The following is a 19,408-nucleotide window of genomic DNA, read 5'->3' as shown; positions in this document are numbered from 1 at the left end:
GAAATGTCGCTATCAGATAAAATAAAATCGAACCCGTCGTTCAAAAAAATAGCGCATTGGCTAATGATACCAACCGGGCAGCACAGGCCCCGGCTATGGATCAGGATGATCGTAAATCCATTTAAACACAAGCGCGGTAAAAATTCTATCATCAGGTACCGAACCAGGCTTGATGTTTTTCCGTATAACCATTTTGATTTAGGTGAGCGCTCTGTGATCGAAGATTTTTCAACCATCAACAATGGCGTAGGCGATGTATTTATTGGCGATAGAACTATAATTGGGATGGGAAACGTGGTAATAGGTCCGGTTAAAATTGGTAACGATGTGATGTTCGCGCAAAACGTAGCCGTATCCGGTTTAAACCACGGTTACAAGGATGTAACAACCCCGCCAAGTGTACAAAAGGTTGAAACGGCCCAGATAACCATTGGCGATAATGTTTGGATTGGTGCCAACAGCGTAATTACAGCTGGGGTAACATTGGGTAAACATGTTATTATAGGCGGTGGCAGCGTAGTTACCAAAAGCATTCCCGATTATTCGGTAGCGGTAGGTAATCCTGCCAAGGTGGTAAAGAAGTACAATTTTGAAACAAACAACTGGGAAAAAGCCTAATACGTTCCGATTATAAAAAAACTGGTTGTATATTTATAGTAATTAGCTTTTAAATTTAGAGTATGTCGATATTTGGCCTCCCCGAGTGGATCAAACCACATTTATATACCGGTAAAAAATTTGCCGACTTAACGGCAGTTGAATTAGCTGATCTGAAAAACCGCATCAGCAAATTCAAACATGAGCAGCCCGATATTTCGGTTGTGATACCGGCATGGAACGAGGCCGATAATATATTCCGCACGCTATCGGCACTATCGGCCAATCAAACCAATTACAAGGTCGAGATTGTGGTGATCAACAATAACTCAAAAGATAATACCCAACAGGTGTTAGATGAGATTGGTGTACGCAGTTACTTACAACCAGAGCAGGGTACGCCGCATGCCCGCCAAATGGGCCTGGAAATGGCCCGTGGTAAATATCACCTATGTGCCGATTCGGATACATTTTATCCTCCAAAATGGATAGATACCATGGTAGCGCCAATGGTTAAGGATACTAATATAGTGGGTGTATACGGCCGTTACTCCTTTATCCCACCCGAGGGCCAAAGCCGTTTCGGTTTGATATTTTACGAAATGATAACCGGCATACTGGTTCAGATTCGCAAACGCAAACGTGAGTACATGAATACCCTTGGTTTTAACATGGGCTTTGTTACCGAAGTTGGCCGCACAACAGGTGGCTTTAAAGTAACGGGGGTACGTATGTTTGACAACGCCGCCGGCAGCGAATATTTTGTTGAAGAAGCCGAGGATGGCCGCATGGCCGTAAACCTAAAAAAGAAAGGCGATCTTAAACTTATACTCAGTAAAAACGCCCGTGCCTTTACATCGCCACGCCGTTTAATGTACGATGGTGGTATATGGGCGGCTTTTAAAAACAGGTTCAAAAGTCATGGTAGTGGTTTAGGCGAATACGTTACCGGAAAGAGTAAAAGTAAAAACCCAAATTAAACTTTTTACGTATAAATGGGTCAATAGAATAATAACTTACCCCAATTAGTTATATTGCTTAAACTTATTATTAATTTTTAAATGTCGAAGATTGCTCATTTAATTCTGGCACATAATAACCCTGTTCAGTTAGCCAGGTTAATTAGCAGGTTGCAACATCCCGATGCTGATATCTATATCCATCTGGATGGCAAAGCCGATGCGGAGCAATTTACCCAATTATCCAAAATACCACAGGTTCACTTTATACAAAATCGCACCAAAGTTTACTGGGGATCGTACAGTATTGTACAGGCAACCATAAATAGTTTTACCGAGATACTGGCTGCACATAAAACTTATGATCACATCAACCTGTTAAGCGGCAATGATTATCCTATTAAAAGCACACGCCAAATTCACGAATTTTTCAACCAGCATCCCCATAGTATCTTTATGGAATATGTTACCCAAAATTCTGAATGGTGGCAAAAAATAAAAACCCGCGTTACCTGCTACCATTTAACAGATTTTCATTTTCCCGGTTCTTATTGGGCGCAAATATTCATCAATAAAATATTACCTGAGCGTATCTTACCAACATCACTAACCCTTGTAGGTCGTTCACAATGGATGACCATCACAGCCGATAGCGCTCAATACGTGGTAAATTATCTTCGGGATAACCCAAAAATACGCAGCTTTTTCAGACTAACCTGGGGATCGGATGAGATCGCGATCCAATCTATTTTACATGACTCGCCTTTTAAAGATAAAATAGAAAACAATAATTACCGATATATTGACTGGAGCGAGCAAAACGCCAGCCCAAAAACACTAACCATGGCCGATGCCGATACTTTAGTTAATTCAACCTGCCTGTTTGCCCGCAAATTTGATCTATCTAAAGAACCTGCAATATTCGACTATCTTGATAAAACATTTTCTTAACTGTCTGCTTTGCTTGTTACTCAAAAAACCTATCTTCAATCCATTCATAGTATTTAATTTAGTCAATGAAGCGAGTTTCTGTAATTACCGTAAACTTTAACCAGCCCGCTGTTACCGAAGCTTTATTGGCCTCCATCTTCAAGTTCAATACCTATCCTGATCTCGAAATCATTGTTGTTGACAATGGCAGCAAAACCAACGAAGTACCACGCTGGGAAAAAGAATATCCTACTGTAAAATTTATCCGCAGCGAAGCCAACCTCGGTTTTGCAGGCGGCAACAACATAGGCATTAGAGCCGCTACAGGTGGTTATTATTTCCTGGTGAACAATGATACCGAATTTACCCCCGACTTAACCGAAACACTTGTAAACACCTTAAATAATGACGAAAGCATTGGTATAGTTTCACCCAAAATAATCTACCATCAATACCCTGATACCTTACAATACGTTGGCTTTACGCCGATGAATTATTACACCTGCGCCAACAAATGCGTGGGTCAGTTTGAAAAAGATAAGGGCCAGTACGATCATATCAGCGCCCCCACAGGCTTTTGCCACGGCGCCGCCATGATGCTCCGTAAAGAAGCCGTAGATAAAGCCGGATTAATGACCGAAAACTTCTTCCTTTATTACGAAGAGATGGATTGGAACGAGCACATCAAACGCGCTGGTTACCAGGCCTGGGTTAATACCGACGCGATGATCTACCATAAAGAATCGGTGTCGGTAGGGCAAGGAAGCCCGCTTAAAGAGTTCTTCATGAACCGTAATCGCATCCTTTTCATCCGCCGCAATGCACCGCTGAACAAAGCCCTGGTATTTTACGTATACTTTATGCTATTGGTAGTACCGCGCAACATACTGGTATACATCAAACAAAAAAACTTTAGCTTTATACCGGTACTTTTCCGCGCCATTTGGTGGAATATTGCACAAGGCAAAAACAGTAAAAAATTAGGATACAATATTTAAATACCGGGCATGGAAATTACTTTATGGCTTAGCCTTTTCATAGTTATTTACACTTTCGTGGGATATGGAATTTTGCTCTATATCATCATCCGTATTAAGCGGATGGTAAAAGGCAAACCCCGCGAAATGGAGGTGAACTATGATCTGCTCCCCACCTGCACCCTGGTAGTAGCCGCCTACAACGAGGAGCATTTTATGCCCGAAAAGATCAAGAACACGCTTGAACTGAAATACCCCGCAGGCAAGCTCAAATTCCTGTTCATTACTGATGGCTCTAACGACCGTACGCCGGATATCATCCGCGAATACCCTCAGATCGAATTAATGCACGAGCCCGCCCGGAGTGGTAAAATAGTGGCCATCCATCGCGCCATGAAAAATGTGAATACCGAAATTACTGTATTCACCGATGCCAACACCTTTTTAAACGAAGATGCCATCGTAAACATATGCCGCCATTATGCCGATCAAACCGTGGGTGCAGTCGCCGGCGAAAAGCGTGTTCAGGTTGATGAAAATGCTGATGCCAGCGCCGCCGGTGAAGGTTTCTATTGGAAATACGAATCAACACTCAAAAAATGGGATTCTGAATTATATTCGGTAGTAGGCGCTGCCGGAGAATTATTCAGCGTGCGTACCGCATTCTACAAACCCGTATCTGTTGATGCCATTCTGGATGATTTTATGATATCCATGCTGATAGCCAAACAGGGCTACCGCATAGTTTATGATGCATCAGCCTACGCCCTCGAAACATCATCGGCCAACGTAACCGAAGAATTAAAAAGAAAGGTACGTATCGCGGCAGGTGGTATTCAATCCATCATCTGGTTAAAAGAATTACTGAACCCTTTTGCTTACCCACTACTCTCGTTCCAATACATCAGTCACCGCGTTTTACGCTGGACTATTACACCATTCCTGCTTATCCTCTCGTTCATTCTAAACATAGCATTAGCTTGTGAAGGTTTGGTATTTTACCAGCTTTTATTGGCCGCGCAAATCCTATTTTACGCCATGGCGGCATTAGGCTTTATATTAGAGAAACGCGAGCTTCGCATCAAGATACTCTTTATCCCCTACTATTTTTGTGTAATGAATTACGCGGTATTGGCTGGTATAATCCGCTACTTCAAAAAATCGCAAAGCGCGGTTTGGGAAAAGTCGGCAAGGAAGCAGTAGCTTATTCCTCTTGCCTAACTGGCTTAACTTCCTTAAAACGGCTAAAAAATGCCAATGCCAGCAAACAAAGCACAAAACCGCAAATTCCGTTGAGGCGCAAACCATAATCGTGCCCCTCATCTATACCATAAATAGTTAAGAAAGCGAACAAGGCAATACCCGATGTTTGCCCCAGCTTAACAAACATGTACTTTACCGCAAAAAACATCCCTTCGCGGTTCTCACCGGTTTTTTCGGCATCGTTTTGAGCTATCTCGGCTAATATGGCATTAGGTAGTATCCCCAAGGCAGCTAACGGAAAAGCAGCGCAAATAACAAGCGTATAAATTTGCACTTTAGCCGATATCGGGAATAATCCTAAAAAATATATGGCTACATAAACAAGTGCCAATATCAAAAACGACACTAATACCAATGGCTTTTTACCAAACTTTGCCGATATAAAATTAATAAGAGGGTAAAACATTACAGATACAACTACCATAACCCCCACCAGTAATCCCCCCATTGATTTAGGAAGATGCAGCAACACCGTTATAAAAAACAGTAAACCACTTGAGATAATACTAATGGCCATGTAATATGAAAAATCAGATATCAGGTAATATTTAAAATTGCGGTTACTAAAGGTAGCGCTTATAGCCTTAAACAAAGGCAAATGTGACGGCTTGCTGCTGGAATATAACTTTTCGTCGATGGCAAAAACCGGAATCAACATTACTATACCGGCAAAAACACAAAGCCCCCAAATAGTATATTGCAATGCAATTGTACGATTGCCAACATGGCCAAAATGCTGTATCAAATCAGCAAAATTGTTAACCAGAGCCGAGAATATCATGCCGAGAACAAAACCAATCTGCTGAAAAGATGATAACTTAACTTTTTCTTTGGCCGTTTCGGTAAGTTCGGGCAACAACGCATTGTAAGGGATTATGTAACTTGTAGAAGACATAAAAAAGCCTACCAGAGTAAATATCAGCCACCAGGCATTATGCATACTTTGTCCCGTAACTAAAGGGTGAAAGGTAAGGCAACAAAATAGAACAGCCGGTATAATAGCATATTTCATGAAAGGAATACGCCTACCTTTGGGATTCTGACTTTTATCACTCAAAGAGGCCAAAAACGGGTCATAAAAAGCATCAACCAAACGGCCAGATGCAAGTATGATACTCATAATGTTTAAACCAAAAAAGACCATGATCTGCGGTATAAGCGGCATGAGGCCCGAGTTTGACGGAGCTAAATAAAAGTAGGGTATCATCACGATGATGATATTCGTCATGATACTCCAGCCCATCATACCCGCAGCATAAGCAAGCTGTTTAGAAAAAGGCAGTTTGTGAGCAGACATGCCGCAATATGCAATTATTTAAGTGATTAAGAATAATGATATTTCATTTTTGACACGAAACCGAATATTATACCAACATATCCGTTTAAATTTGCGCCCGTTAATCCAACTTGACAGGCATACAAAGAGCCCGTTCGTATTAGTAGTAATGGAGTGGCTAATTAATTGATATTAAAATAAATGCCGTTGCATAGTTTAACATTATTGCCATAATTAAGTCTTAAATTAAGTATCAGGCTAAAATATAAAACAACATGCGGTTTATTTTGTAAAGTACCGTAGTAATCAACACAATCACAATTAATGTCGGGTTCAACCAGCGCAATTACAGTCAAAAAACATTCATCATTTTACAGGTGGTTAACGGGTATGTTTATTACCTTATATAAGGTAAGCAAATTTATAGCGCGCTTTTTTAAAGAGTTGTTTATGCCTCCTTACGAGTTTAAAGAGGTTATTAAACAATGTTATGATGTTGGCGTACGCTCTTTTACACTAATAACAGTAACCGGTTTTATTGTTGGGTGGATATTTACCAAACAATCAAGGCCATCGTTGGTAACTATAGGGGCTACATCATGGTTACCCTCACTGGTATCTATCGCTATTTTGCGTGCGCTGGCTTCGTTGGTAACCGCTTTAATAGCTGCTGGTAAAGTAGGTTCAAGCATCGGTGCCGAATTGGGTTCAATGCGGGTTACCGAGCAGATAGATGCCATGGAAGTATCTGGCACCAAACCCTTTAAATATTTGGTTTGCACACGGGTTATAGCTACATCTATCACGGTACCTTTGCTGGCCACATATACCGCTTTTATTGCTCTGTTAGGAGGCTATTTAAATGTAGCTCAAAACGAAGGAATCAGTTTTACCACTTTTATGCAAAACGCTTTTGACCCAATTACCTTTATTGATTTTTGGGCTACGCTAACTAAATCGCTTGTGTTTGGTTTTACTATTGGTATAGTAGGTTGCTACCAGGGTTATAATGCGCTACGCGGAACGGAAGGTGTGGGTAAAGCGGCAAACGGAGCGGTTGTAACTGCCATGTTTCTGGTTTTTATTGAGGAGGTTATTGTTGTACAGATATTTGGATGGCTGCGTTAAGCGTAAAGTATGGTTAAAATAAAAACAACAATAGCGCATAAAGATCCGGTTATCACCATCAGGGGGTTAGAAAAATCTTTTGAGCAGAATACTGTTCTCCGGGGCATCGACCTTGATCTGTACCAGGGCGAAAACCTGGCAGTGTTAGGCCGGTCGGGAACCGGGAAATCCGTTTTGATCAAGATCATATGCGGGCTATTAAAACCTGATGCCGGCGAGGTAAAAGTGTTTGGCCAGGAAATAACGCACATTACCGAAAAGCAATTACAAGAGATAAGGGTACGGATAGGTTTTTCTTTCCAGAACAGCGCCTTGTATGATAGTATGACGGTGCGTAAAAATCTGGAGTTCCCGCTGGTACGTAACCGGACAAAATTATCCCGGAAGGAAATAAACGATGCTGTAGAAGGCACGCTTGATGCTGTGGGATTGTTACAGGCCATTAACCAAATGCCAGCGGAGCTATCGGGCGGTCAGCGTAAGCGGATAGGTATTGCACGTACTTTGATATTGAACCCCGAAGTAATGCTGTATGATGAACCCACAGCCGGATTAGATCCGATAACATCTATCGAGATCAATAGCCTGATCAACGAGGTGCAGCAACGGTACAAAACTTCGTCTATCATTATTACACACGATTTAACCTGCGCTAAAATGACCGGCGACAGGGTTGCCATGCTGCTGGACGGAAAGTTTGAACGCCAGGGCAGTTTTGAAGAAGTTTTTGATACCGACGATGAAAGGGTGAAACCTTTTTACGATTATAATTTTATTAAGTAGAGACACATGGAAAAAGACGAAAATAAGCGTGCCATTATAGTTGGAGTATTTATATTCCTGGGCATTGCACTCATTATATTGGGCATATTCACTTTGGGCGGGCAGCAAAAAACCTTTGTGAAAAACATACACCTAACCGCCATATTTAACGATGTGGAAGGATTAAAAAAGGGTAACAACATCTGGTTTTCGGGTGTTAAAGTGGGCACTATAAGCTCCATCCGTTTTACCGGTGTTGCACAAGTTGCCGTTAATATGGATGTTGACCAAAGCGTACAAAGTTATATACACCGCAACGCGGGTGTTAAACTAAGTTCGGATGGATTGATCGGTAACAAGATCATTGTGATAGAACCGGGCAGCCCCAACGCGCCTGTGGTTGAAGATGGGGATGTACTACAGGTTGAAAACAGCATATCAACCGATGATATTATGAAAACCCTGCAAAAAAATAATGATAACCTATTGGCTATTACTACCAATTTTAAAAAATTAAGCAACCAGATAGTACAGGGCAAAGGCTTGGTTGGCGCACTTATGGCAGACAGCACGCTCGCTATCCGTTTTAAAACGATAGTAGGCAATCTGCAATCAACCACCAGCAGCACCGCAAAAATGGCTGGCCAGTTACATACCTTTTCGGATAAGATGAACACCAAAGGTGGCCTGGCTGATAAGCTGTTAACCGATACCGCTACCTTCCGTCAATTACAGATCGCGATAGCACAATTGCGCCAAACTACGGCTAATGCAAGTACCCTTACCGAAAACTTAAACCGTGCCAGCAATAAGCTCAATACAACCGATAATGTTTTAGGCGTGCTGTTAAACGACCCTAAACAGGCCGAGCAAATGAAAGGCACGCTAAACTACCTGAATCAAAGCAGCATTAAATTGAATGATGACCTTGAAGCCGTACAGCATAACTTTTTACTAAAAGGTTTTTTCAAAAAGAAAGCTAAGGCCGAAGCACAAGCACAACCAGCTACTAAGTAATCTGCATAAATTTGCCAATTTTGCTTAATATTGGGCTTTATGAATATGATGAACTGGGAACAATTGCTTTCGGCAAAACGATGGGGTTACGAGGATAGGTATAATGCTGACCAGGCCGATGCCCGTTCCGAATTTCAACGGGATTATGACCGGTTGATCTTCTCCTCCCCTTTCCGTAAACTTCAAAATAAAACCCAGGTTTTCCCTTTGCCGGGAAGTGTGTTTGTACATAACCGTTTAACACATAGCTTAGAGGTAGCCAGCGTTGGCCGCTCTTTGGGCAGGATATTCTACAACAAAATAAAATCGCAGGAACCGGCTATTGATACCCGCCTGCCACTCCTTGCCGAAGTTGGTGATATTATAGCTGCGGCCTGTTTGGCGCACGATCTGGGCAACCCGGCTTTCGGCCATTCGGGCGAAGCCGCTATATCTTATTACTTTACCGATGGCCCCGGCAAAATTTACAAAGACCGTGTTACCGAACATCAATGGAAAGATCTGATCAATTTTGAAGGTAACGCCAATGCCTTACGCATATTGATACACCCCTTTAATGGCCGTGGCAATGGTAGCTTCGCTTTGACTTATAGCACACTGGCATCTATAGCCAAATACCCATGCGCATCGGTTATTGGTGGGAACAAGGCTCAATTGCATCAAAAAAAATACGGGTTCTTTCAATCCGAACAGCAAGATTTTGAAAAGGTAGCCCAGGAGTTAGGTATCGCCAAAGTGCAGGATAGCCCTGTAGTTTACAAACGCCACCCCTTAGTTTACCTGGTTGAAGCGGCAGATGACATCTGTTACAACATCATCGATCTGGAAGATGCGCATCGTTTAAACATTCTATCCTATCAGGAAGTTGAAGACTTGTTACTCCCACTTTGCAACAGTGCCAACATGCCAAAATACCTTGCTGATATGGATGATGAAGATGCTAAAGTAAGCTATATGCGCGCCCGGGCTATTAATTCGTTGATCAAGGAATGTTCTGATATATTTTACAAAGAACAGGACAGCATTATGAAAGGCGATTTTAACCACTCATTGATCGATGTATTAGACGAACCCTTTCGCTCCATCATGAAAAAGATAAGTGGTGTATCGGTTAAAAAGATCTATAACTATCCGTCTGTTGTACAGATAGAAGTGGCGGGTTATAAAGTAATGGGCGGGCTGCTGGAAGAGTTTATCCCGGCTTACCTCGTCAACAATTCTAAATATCACAGCAAACTGGTTGAATTGATACCCAAACAATTCCTCACCAAGGCCACTGACGATTATTCAAAAATTCAAACCGTATTAGATTTTGTATCCGGCATGACCGATCTATACGCGGTAGAGCTTTTCCGTAAGATCAAGGGAATATCGTTCCCATCCCTCGGTTAAGCAGGAAAGACCAGTGTAAACGTACTACCCATATTTAATTCGGAAGTTACCGTAATGGTGATCTTATGGAAATCGGCAATTGATTTTACAATAGGTAAGCCCAGGCCAAAACTCTCTTGCTGTAAGGATTGTCTGAATTTTTTGAACCGGTTAAAAATGAATGGCAACTGCTCTTCGGATATACCGATGCCGGTATCTTTGATTTCCACTATCAATCTGCCACCCTGCAGAAAGCCTTTAACCATAATTGAACCCGCCTCTTTGTTATATTTGATAGCGTTATTGATCAGGTTAAAAAACAAGTTATACAGCAAAAACTTATTTACATTAACCAAGGCCACATCCTCCGCGATCTCAATATCCAACGCAATATTCTTCTCTTCTAAACGAATAGAGATCTCATCATAAATATCCTGCAAAAGCTCTTTTATACCAATAGTATCATCCTTAATAAACTGCTCGTTCTCTATCTGCGATATTAGCAATAAGGTTTTTGTGATACTTTTTAACCGGTTCAAAATCTTCTGCATCTCAAGCAGGCGCACTTTTACGTCATCAATAATATCTTCCCGGTTAAACATGTTCTCAATTTTAGATTGCAAAATTGAAATAGGCGTCATCAACTCGTGCGATGCATTTGATATAAACTCACGCTCCTTTTGGAATGTGCTTTCAATGGTTTCTATCATCTGATGGATACTTTGATCCAGATATTGAAAATCGGAGGTACTGGTTTTAACTTCCTCATACGAACCAAAGTTGGGGAACTTATGCCCAATAAGCTTGGTTTTGATAATGGTATATAACGGACCAAGTATATAATTGGAGAAAAAGAAATCGGCCAATATGGTGAGCAATATCATTCCAAGCAATATTTGCAAGGCAATACTTTGCAAAGGGCCGCTGGTTTCGTCAAGTGTGTTCACGCTCTTGCCAATTTCGAGCAGGTAGGTTTTATTATTGACTTTAAACGAATGGCTCAAAATGCGGTACTCAATAGTATCTTTCTCAACCTTCCGCTTTTCGTTCCGGATAGTATCTAAGTGAGCGCTGGAATCCGCTTCTAAACTGATGTACTCTTCCTTTAAAGGGAGATAAGCGCCATAAGCCTCATCATTCTGAATATAATACCCTATACCCTGGTCTTTAACAATTTGCAACAATTTAGCCTGCTGTTTACGGAAGCGACCATCGTTATAAGTATGATTAATATTTTTGATCAGGATAGGCAGCAATAGCACAAACAAAAGCACAATAACCAATTTTGACAGGGTATTGAACAGCGTAAGTTTGGTTTGAAGCTTTAGTGCCAAATTGCTTACATTTTAATTTTATAACCTAACCCGCGCACGGTTTCCAGCCACTCGGGCTGCGCGTAAACACTCAACTTTTTGCGGATATTTTTTATGTGGACATCAATATAATTCGAATCATAATCATCGTTCACTACACTGCCCCAAATATGTTCGCTTAATTGCGGGCGGGTTAGGGTACGGTTTTTATGTAGGATGAGGTAAGCTATCAAATCATATTCCTTTTTGGTGATAGCGCTTACCGTATTGCCATTATGTGTAATGCTACGCTCGTTCATATCAATTACAAACTCACCTAAATTTATTATAGTATGTTTTAAACCAAATTTGCGGCGGGTAATGGCCTGCATACGGCTTTGTAACTCAAGCATACTGAAGGGTTTTGGCAGGTAATCATCTGCTCCCAGGTCAAGCCCTTTTATCCGGTCGTTAACTTCGGTACGTGCTGTTAATATTAAACAGGCAGCTTCGGCGTTATGGGTCTTTATTTTTTTAAGCAGATCAAGACCATCACAATCAGGCAAACCCAGATCAAGCAATATAAAATCGTATAAATTAACCGCTATCTTTTCTGATGCGCTTTTGCCGTTATGACTTGTCTCGCATATGTAATTAGCACCATTCAGGAATATTTCCAGTTCACGCGCCAGCGATACCTCATCCTCAACTATCAAAACATTCATAACTGATCAATAAAAAACGTAATAGAAAGTTAAATTAAAAAACGACTGGTTTTTGGTTGTTAGATAACCCTGCACATTAATTGGGATAGAATATTTGTACGAAGCCTCCAACGTGTAATGCGGCCTGTTATAAGCTACAGGTATCTTAAAATTATAATTTAGCACAGCAAAATTGCGGTTGGCATTACGGTAATCGTCTTCGTTTGGTGGTATTGGTGGTGGCACATAACCGCCTGGGCCACCCGGCCCGATCGCGTTCATATTCCCAAAGTAATTATGATCCCGCGAAAAGCGTTGCACAAAATTCTGTGTACCTAATATCACATTAAAAGCGGGCGTAAAAGTTAAATAATCTTTATTATCAAATACCCCAAAGCTGCTCTCAAAATAATGCGACTGGCTAATGGTCACAAAAAAATCGTCGGACTTGCCGAAAAGGTAATCCATTGTAACTCCCGATTTCAGTATCTTCCAATCAAAAGTATTCTTAAAGTTAATATCGTTTGACGATGCCGATTTTAATATCTGGGTATCATTATTAAATAAAAATCTGGTATAACTTATAGAGCCTTGAAAGTTTTTTGATAATTTATAAGAGTATCCCAAACCAAGGTCAAACTCATCAACAGTAGGTATTGATTTGATAACCTTCCAGGCTGAACCATATACAAACATTCCGAATTTGGTATTGTATATCGCATCGGCCGTATAAAACGGATATTTAACCTGGTTGGTACGGCCAAAAAAGCTGGCATCGCTACCATAACTTACCCCTACCGATAGCGATTGTTTTTTAGATGTACTATCCGAATCTGCCTGCAAGCTCAAACTACCTAACTTTGAACTACGCGCCGACCAGGCAAACGTATTTACCGAACCCAGGGTTACCAAAAAAAGCAAAGCGATAATATATCTCATCGGTTATATTTTACTTATCCAACATTAATTATTCCTTCTCGGTATTTCCGGAGGGCGCACCAAACCATCGGGCCTTCGTTGCCTTTGCGGCTTAACTTTACCTCGGTTACCTAATGTATCAAGCGGTGTAAGTACCAGCTTCTCGGGTTTGGCTTGTCGTTTTGCTTGTGGGATTTCTTTGATCTTTTTTTTGGTAGTATCCGTAACCGAAAAATAAGACGGAGCAGCGCTTAAATTAATTTCGGCAATATTGAGTACAGATGCCCTGCCGCAAACAGATTTCGCGTATGATGCGCATTGCATGCACATCATCATCAAAAATATGTTTACCAACCGCTTTATCATCTACACCTGATACTTAAAAATTATTTTAGTTTAATCAATAAAAAAATAGCACCCACATTATATGCGATGCTAATTTAAAAAAACAATAGGGTACTCGTAATTAAAAAGGAACATCTGTTAAAACATCATCAGGCTTATACTTTTTGAGGTATAAACCTTTTTGCGTTTGTTAACTATTACGCAAACCAATTGGTTGAGTTTGTTAAATAAGTTCAAACTCATTTTAACCCCCATCACCTTAACCGGCGCCGACATAGCTGCCGCCAACTCAGCACTCGGGCTAAACACACTTACACTATCAAAACTATGCAATGGCAAACCCGTTTTAGGGTTAAGTACAAACTCGTCCATCACGCCAGCATCATTTATATGATACTCTAATTTACCTAATGTTGAAATAGCCATATTGCTGATATTCAGGTTTGATGGGCCGCCAAATAACTGGTTGGGAGAGGCATCTTCTATCGTCCATGGTTTGTTACCCGGTTGGCTTCCCCAGGTTATCATATCGCCAAAAGCGTTAACTACGCCGCTTAACACACCTTGCATTTGCAATACGTACTTAGCCCTGTCTGTAGCATAACCTTTAACAATACTGCCCAGATTGATCTGCATATCTGGTTCAGATAAATAGATAGTACTCTTTTTAGCATCCATAATCACATTGTGGTAATTATGTGTAATATCAAAAGCGCCACGGGTTAGATCGGATATTTTGAGGGAGCGGTTCACCAGATTAAAAACCTCCTGATCAACTTTAACAGCATTAATACCAGCATTAGCGTTGATCTGGTTGATCGGACTATCCATATCTGATACAGATAGTAAATCAAACACCCTGTTAATTTCGGCAACCGCGTTATCAATCCGCTCTTCGGCCCATTGTTTATCACCTGCAACCACACTGATCTCGAAAGCATTGCCCGCCAGGCGCGTTAAGCGCCTATGAACAACCATTATAGGGGAAAGAGAATTTAAATTAAGCATATAGATTTTTGTTTAGAGCATACTTTTAACAATACAAAAGTACCCGCCCTTTATGAAAATGAGATGAAGCTGTAAGCATACCATCTCACAAAAAAACCCGGCACAATAGAAATGCCGGGTTCTAACTAACCATCTATTATTAACTATCGTATACAAATACTCTTAAAAAATTTGCCTGTGGCATCAAACAACAACGCATGCCTTGTTCCGTTCACCGTGATGAATACATCATAGCCTATCACTGTTGTACCTGCTTTTTCTACAAAAGCCTTATCAAACACATAACCCGGGAAGGTTGTGGTTAAGTAAGTAGTAATGGCCGATAATAAAGCACTCTCAGTAACTGCGGTGCGGCTATCCGGACGAGGAGAGATCTGGATACGACTAAGCAAAGTGCCCGTTGCCGAAACCGTAGTAACATACAAAGCCTTATTAGCGCTGATAACCGAATAACTACCATCCATATTCAAAGCCGCGTGCAGCAGGGTATCAGTTGCATAATTGGCAGTAAAGTAAGCCTTAACAGCCGTTGGCAATGCAGATAACGCAACCGTATCGCGGTGCTTACCATCACGATCGCCAAAACGGCCACCTTCGTGCCATCCCGGGCCACCGCCCATATCATGGCGTTCGCATTGTTTAAGTACAGAAACAAAAGTACCCGTAGCATCAAACCTTAAAGCTACCGGCTTGGCGTTAAATAGTATAACAACCACATAACCATCAAGCACACCGGCCGCTGTTGAAACCTTAAATGTTTTTTGAACGGTATAACCGGCATAATTCGCGGTTAAATAAACACCTATTGCTGCCGGTAAACTGGCAAACGTTACCGAATCTTTTTTGCCTCCTGCCGGATAAGCGTTAACAGCATAAATAGCATCGGTTGATGAACCTGCTAACGATGCACCTGCATTAGTTATCTGTATAGCCTGCGCCGCCGAAATAGCTATATCAAGTTTGGCATCTTCGGTGTCGGTACTTTTTACGTTGGCTTTTTGGCAGGAATACAATGCCGTTAAAGCAAAAAATCCGCAGAGTAGTAAGCAGTTAAGTCTGGATAATCTTTTCATAATGATTTAAGTTTAAAAATAAGTTAAATAGGGTTTCTCTATAATTATGATATAAACCTACAGTGCCAACATGAAATCAAAATGAAAATTAAACTTTGTGTAACATTTTTGAGATAATTATTCCGGAAATAACAATTTGCACATCAAATCGTCCATTCCGCTTAATAATCCTATTTTTAACAAAATTAAATTGCAGAGTGGCAGCAACCAAAACAGAGAATATCGAGTGGATAAACAACCTCAGGGTTATCGCCTTGTTCGCCGTTATTATATTGCACACCACATCGCCGGTATTAGAAACCTATAACAAAGGCCCGCTATCCATCTGGCTCATTGGCGATTTTTATAATACTTTAACCCGCTTTGCAGTACCCGTTTTTGTAATGATAAGCGGGGCGTTACTGTTACACCGCGAATATGAGTTAAGCGATTTCCTGAAAAAGCGCCTCGTCCGCATCGTTATCCCATTTCTGTTCTGGAGTTGCATCTACATAAGCTACGAGTTTTACAACGAAGATTTAACCTACACAGGCCTCAACTGGAAAACTATTCAACAAGCATTACACCTGCTGAAATACGGAAGCTCATACCACCTTTGGTACGTATACATGCTTATTGGCTTATACTTATTCGTACCCATCATCAGTAAATTTGTTCGCAATGCTACTCCAAACGAGATACTTTACTTCCTCATCGTTTGGTTCATCGTTATGTTATTGGGTCAGCCTTATTTGTCAAGGTTTAAACCATCGTTAGATCTACGCTATTTTGAAGGCTTTGTTGGCTATTTGGTACTCGGCCATTACCTCGCCTTTAAGCCATTACCCAATAAACGCGTTGGCTTATGGGCATTTGTATTTTTAGCCTGCTTATGCGGATTTAGCCTTGGCACCTATTTACTTTATCAGCATTACAACGGCATCAGCACTTTGCTATACGAGCCATTGAGTCCGCCTATCGTATTAATGGCTACAAGCGTATTTATGCTGGGCCGCTTATGGGTTCCCAAAGTGCCCGGGATAATTATCAGCTTCCGCGATTTTGCGGGGAAATACAATTACGGCATTTACTTAAGTCACGCTTTGATACTCACGCTATTGAACGACTATCTTGATATGAATTACAAACTCTACAACCCCTGGGTAAGCATTCCTTGCATCGCTATTGTTTGTTTTAGCTTATCGCTGATGTTAGTGTTTGTGATTAGTAGGATACCTTTTGGGAAGTATGTTTCGGGGTAAAAAATATGTTGGTTATGTGACAAGTACTCTGGGGCTTATTCCCAACGCGGCATACTTATGTTAGTTAGGGGCTTTTACTGTAGTCGGAGACTACAGGCATATTGGTTCGAAGTCAGAGACTTCGAACAGCTTGGGCTTATCGCTGATGTTAGTGTATGTGATTAGTAGGATACCTTTTGGGAAGTATATTTCGGGGTAATGAAACAGATCAATTGTTAATGAAGAAAAACACCCTTATAAAATTCACACTGATTATAGTGTTAGTCTTATGCATCTTAGGCTATAAACTATGCTGGATGGGCCAGGTTTATTATGATTCAGAAGGAACCAACACTAAAGCCAATTCCTCATTGGTATTTGAGAGCGGCTTTAACAACAGCCAGGTAATAGTTTTGATCGACGATAAACCTTTCATTTCAAAAACCATCACAACAAATGAATCCTCTAACATGGCTACTGATTTCTTATCGATCCCGCCAAACTCAAAAAAAATATTTATTAAAAGCGGCTTATATCATTTAGAGCATAACATCGACACTAAATTCAGTAACTTAATAATCAGAAAAAACTTATTTGGCCTACGATTAATATTCACAAATCAAATACTCTCTTATGATTAAGAAGGATTTAACTACGGCATGTTTATTTCTCCTAATTATCACGATGTACTCTTGCGGAGAACCTAATGGTATACATCGACATTAAAAAGCAGGCGATAGTAAGCTGTACAAGTCATGGATTTAAAAACCTTGAAATTAAAAACGACTCCAGTAGTATAATCTTGGAAGGCACTCCTTTTATTATATATTTTAACAAAAAAAATCTGATCGCATGTACAACAATCTCTTATGACTCTGTAGTATACGATTACGTACTAAAATTAAAACCCAACATCACTTACACAGTCACAAGTCGTATTGGAGGGGACCAGGGACCTAATAGAATTTCATTTAAACAGATGAAACAGGGAAAATTATTGCTGCTGTAGAGGCACAAGTACCCTCCCGCTCATTTCAACCGCTGCATACTTGCGCCAGTTAAGGGGGTGTTAAATACATATTATTATAATGACTTGATTAATTTATAAAGTTCCTCTATTCTTTGATTATCAATTAGCGTAGATTTATTACCGTCTTGAGGATAGATACTAATACCCAAAAATGTATCATATGACAAAACTATTATCGAGTCTTCAAAAACAAACTGCCAATATAATGAGTCAAAATCATCAATTTGCTTTGTATAAACTATACCTAAATGACTCTTTAACTTTTCCGCATAAAGATAAAACTCTTCAAAATCACAACTATCAACCACAACTATTTCTTTAAACCCGATTGGATTATCTTTTAATTTCATTACTTCTTATATTTCGCATTTGCTGCCGGATCAGGTCTCTTTGCTGCGTTTATTATTTCCTGATATACTTCTTCGTTAGTTTTGCCCGCATCCGTATATTTTTTAAATAAAGTATCAAAAGATGGCCCCCCATTGGCGCAAGTATGCAGCGCCGGCAAGGTGCGTGGCGTACTTCTGACTCTGCAAAAATAGATGAATCACTTTCATCAAAGCATCTTCGTAATTTTTTAAATATACTTATTTATCCAAAATCCAAATAATATAAGATTTTGAATTGTGAGTTAATTGTTATTATGGTAATTTTGGTTATTATCTTGTTTATTATTAGATAGTTACGTATCTTTGTAATTATAGACTCAGATCGATTGAGTTTGATGATTTGCGGTGAGGGAATAGCCTTTGGTTGACGAATTTGTCGTCTGGTTAAACACACCCCTCCGCCCCTCTCAAGAGGGGAATCGCACAAGACCAACGCTTTTGGTTGGTTGTGAACTTTTATAGCCGCTCTTCTCCGTGCGGTTGCTTCGTACCTCGCAATGACACAGTTTTTTATTTCTTTTGTGTTGATGCGTTTGTTTTGCCATTCGGCTTTTCTTTTCTGAAATTTTTAAACCAATTTAATTATATATTTTATGATACGTGTTACCCCAAATTTGAGCGAGCAACAGGTTTGCTTTTGTGATGAATACCTGGTTAGCTTTAATGCTTACCGGAGCGCTATTAGTGCAGGATATAGTGAGAATACAGCCCGGAAGGGTGAGCTTTTACACTACCCTAAAATACAGGAGTATTTGCGGATGAGGATGCAGGAGCGGAGTGACCGGATGGAAATTACGCACGATATGATACTGCGGGAGTATGCTAAGATAGCGTTTAGCAGCATGGCTAATTATTATGATGAGCGTGGTGATTTGAAACCGGCTTGCGAATTGACCGAGACTGAGATGGCGGCTATTAGTTTTTTGGAGACGAGGAACATCGCGGAGCCGGATGGATATATTGTTGGCGCGGTTACTAAGATAAAACTTCATAATAAGATGGCTGCGCTGGATAAGATTGCCAGGCACCTGGGTTTCTTTGAGACTCAAGAATCAAGAGCCAAGAATCAAGACAAAAAAGAGCAGGAAGCGGGAAGCTTGAAGCCGGAAGCTTTGGTTGTTGACGCGGATGGTGATTTAGGATTTGTTG

20 protein-coding genes are annotated in these 19,408 nt (G+C 40.6%); 12 read left to right on the top strand and 8 right to left on the bottom strand.

Annotated features, from left to right (window positions below):
- Positions 1 to 3: 3 nt before the first annotated feature.
- The 5 genes from ABIN91_RS07960 to ABIN91_RS07940 all read left to right on the top strand — a co-directional run bounded on the left by ABIN91_RS07960 (position 4) and on the right by ABIN91_RS07940 (position 4,666).
- Positions 4 to 618: an acyltransferase gene (locus tag ABIN91_RS07960; protein WP_348050277.1), complete on the top strand. Its 615-nt coding sequence runs from the start codon at positions 4 to 6 to the stop codon at positions 616 to 618.
- Between the two features lie 62 nt (positions 619 to 680).
- Entirely contained in the window at positions 681 to 1,577 is an 897-nt protein-coding gene (locus ABIN91_RS07955) for a glycosyltransferase family A protein (RefSeq protein ID WP_348050275.1), read from the top strand.
- Positions 1,578 to 1,658: 81 nt separating this feature from the next.
- Positions 1,659 to 2,507 carry a beta-1,6-N-acetylglucosaminyltransferase gene (locus ABIN91_RS07950; protein WP_348050273.1) on the top strand — a complete coding sequence of 283 codons (849 nt, stop codon included), beginning with the start codon at positions 1,659 to 1,661 and terminating at the stop codon, positions 2,505 to 2,507.
- A gap of 65 nt (positions 2,508 to 2,572) precedes the next feature.
- Positions 2,573 to 3,484 (top strand): glycosyltransferase family 2 protein, encoded by a 912-nt coding sequence (locus ABIN91_RS07945; RefSeq protein WP_348050271.1) that lies wholly within the window; start codon positions 2,573 to 2,575, stop codon positions 3,482 to 3,484.
- A gap of 9 nt (positions 3,485 to 3,493) precedes the next feature.
- On the top strand, positions 3,494 to 4,666 hold the full coding sequence (locus ABIN91_RS07940; protein WP_348050269.1) for a glycosyltransferase family 2 protein: 1,173 nt from the start codon (positions 3,494 to 3,496) through the stop codon (positions 4,664 to 4,666).
- Position 4,667: 1 nt separating this feature from the next.
- Here ABIN91_RS07940 and ABIN91_RS07935 read toward each other — a convergent pair whose 3' ends face one another.
- Positions 4,668 to 6,023 carry an MFS transporter gene (locus ABIN91_RS07935; RefSeq protein WP_348050267.1) on the bottom strand — a complete coding sequence of 452 codons (1,356 nt, stop codon included), beginning with the start codon at positions 6,021 to 6,023 and terminating at the stop codon, positions 4,668 to 4,670.
- Between the two features lie 369 nt (positions 6,024 to 6,392).
- Between ABIN91_RS07935 and ABIN91_RS07930 the strand changes: the two genes are divergently transcribed.
- The 4 genes from ABIN91_RS07930 to ABIN91_RS07915 are packed head-to-tail and all read left to right on the top strand — an operon-like array spanning position 6,393 to position 10,301.
- Positions 6,393 to 7,130 (top strand): ABC transporter permease, encoded by a 738-nt coding sequence (locus ABIN91_RS07930; RefSeq protein WP_348050265.1) that lies wholly within the window; start codon positions 6,393 to 6,395, stop codon positions 7,128 to 7,130.
- A 9-nt stretch (positions 7,131 to 7,139) separates the two neighbouring features.
- A complete protein-coding gene (locus ABIN91_RS07925) occupies positions 7,140 to 7,913 on the top strand; it encodes an ATP-binding cassette domain-containing protein (RefSeq protein ID WP_348050263.1) in 774 nt (257 codons plus the stop codon).
- A gap of 6 nt (positions 7,914 to 7,919) precedes the next feature.
- Positions 7,920 to 8,909, top strand: a complete 990-nt coding sequence (locus ABIN91_RS07920; RefSeq protein ID WP_348050261.1) for an MlaD family protein — start codon at positions 7,920 to 7,922, stop codon at positions 8,907 to 8,909.
- A gap of 48 nt (positions 8,910 to 8,957) precedes the next feature.
- Entirely contained in the window at positions 8,958 to 10,301 is a 1,344-nt protein-coding gene (locus tag ABIN91_RS07915) for a deoxyguanosinetriphosphate triphosphohydrolase (protein WP_348050419.1), read from the top strand.
- Here ABIN91_RS07915 and ABIN91_RS07910 read toward each other — a convergent pair.
- The 6 genes from ABIN91_RS07910 to ABIN91_RS07885 form a co-directional block, all read right to left on the bottom strand.
- Entirely contained in the window at positions 10,298 to 11,614 is a 1,317-nt protein-coding gene (locus tag ABIN91_RS07910) for a HAMP domain-containing sensor histidine kinase (protein WP_348050259.1), read from the bottom strand. The genes ABIN91_RS07915 and ABIN91_RS07910 overlap by 4 nt on opposite strands.
- A gap of 5 nt (positions 11,615 to 11,619) precedes the next feature.
- A complete protein-coding gene (locus ABIN91_RS07905) occupies positions 11,620 to 12,297 on the bottom strand; it encodes a response regulator transcription factor (RefSeq protein WP_348050257.1) in 678 nt (225 codons plus the stop codon).
- A gap of 6 nt (positions 12,298 to 12,303) precedes the next feature.
- Complete coding sequence (locus ABIN91_RS07900) at positions 12,304 to 13,215, bottom strand: hypothetical protein (protein WP_348050255.1); 912 nt, start codon at positions 13,213 to 13,215, stop codon at positions 12,304 to 12,306.
- A 24-nt stretch (positions 13,216 to 13,239) separates the two neighbouring features.
- The gene (locus ABIN91_RS07895) at positions 13,240 to 13,560 is read right to left on the bottom strand and encodes a hypothetical protein (RefSeq protein ID WP_348050253.1); all 321 of its coding nucleotides are present in this window, start codon (positions 13,558 to 13,560) and stop codon (positions 13,240 to 13,242) included.
- 117 nt (positions 13,561 to 13,677) lie between these two features.
- Complete coding sequence (locus ABIN91_RS07890; RefSeq protein WP_348050251.1) at positions 13,678 to 14,517, bottom strand: FAD:protein FMN transferase; 840 nt, start codon at positions 14,515 to 14,517, stop codon at positions 13,678 to 13,680.
- Positions 14,518 to 14,690: 173 nt separating this feature from the next.
- On the bottom strand, positions 14,691 to 15,620 hold the full coding sequence (locus ABIN91_RS07885) for a PepSY-like domain-containing protein (protein WP_348050249.1): 930 nt from the start codon (positions 15,618 to 15,620) through the stop codon (positions 14,691 to 14,693).
- 197 nt (positions 15,621 to 15,817) lie between these two features.
- Between ABIN91_RS07885 and ABIN91_RS07880 the strand changes: the two genes are divergently transcribed.
- Positions 15,818 to 16,861: an acyltransferase family protein gene (locus ABIN91_RS07880; protein ID WP_348050247.1), complete on the top strand. Its 1,044-nt coding sequence runs from the start codon at positions 15,818 to 15,820 to the stop codon at positions 16,859 to 16,861.
- Positions 16,862 to 17,079: 218 nt separating this feature from the next.
- The gene (locus ABIN91_RS07875; protein ID WP_348050245.1) at positions 17,080 to 17,481 is read left to right on the top strand and encodes a hypothetical protein; all 402 of its coding nucleotides are present in this window, start codon (positions 17,080 to 17,082) and stop codon (positions 17,479 to 17,481) included.
- 442 nt (positions 17,482 to 17,923) lie between these two features.
- Here ABIN91_RS07875 and ABIN91_RS07870 read toward each other — a convergent pair whose 3' ends face one another.
- Positions 17,924 to 18,220, bottom strand: a complete 297-nt coding sequence (locus tag ABIN91_RS07870) for a DUF3630 family protein (RefSeq protein ID WP_348050243.1) — start codon at positions 18,218 to 18,220, stop codon at positions 17,924 to 17,926.
- Between the two features lie 632 nt (positions 18,221 to 18,852).
- Here ABIN91_RS07870 and ABIN91_RS07865 point away from each other — a divergent pair.
- Positions 18,853 to 19,408, top strand: a 556-nt coding sequence (locus ABIN91_RS07865; RefSeq protein ID WP_348050241.1) for a terminase small subunit, incomplete at its 3' end; no start/stop codon positions are given.

This window comes from Mucilaginibacter sp., from assembly GCF_039921305.1.
Lineage (GTDB): Bacteria > Bacteroidota > Bacteroidia > Sphingobacteriales > Sphingobacteriaceae > Mucilaginibacter.
This window is presented reverse-complemented; position numbering and strand designations above follow the sequence as displayed.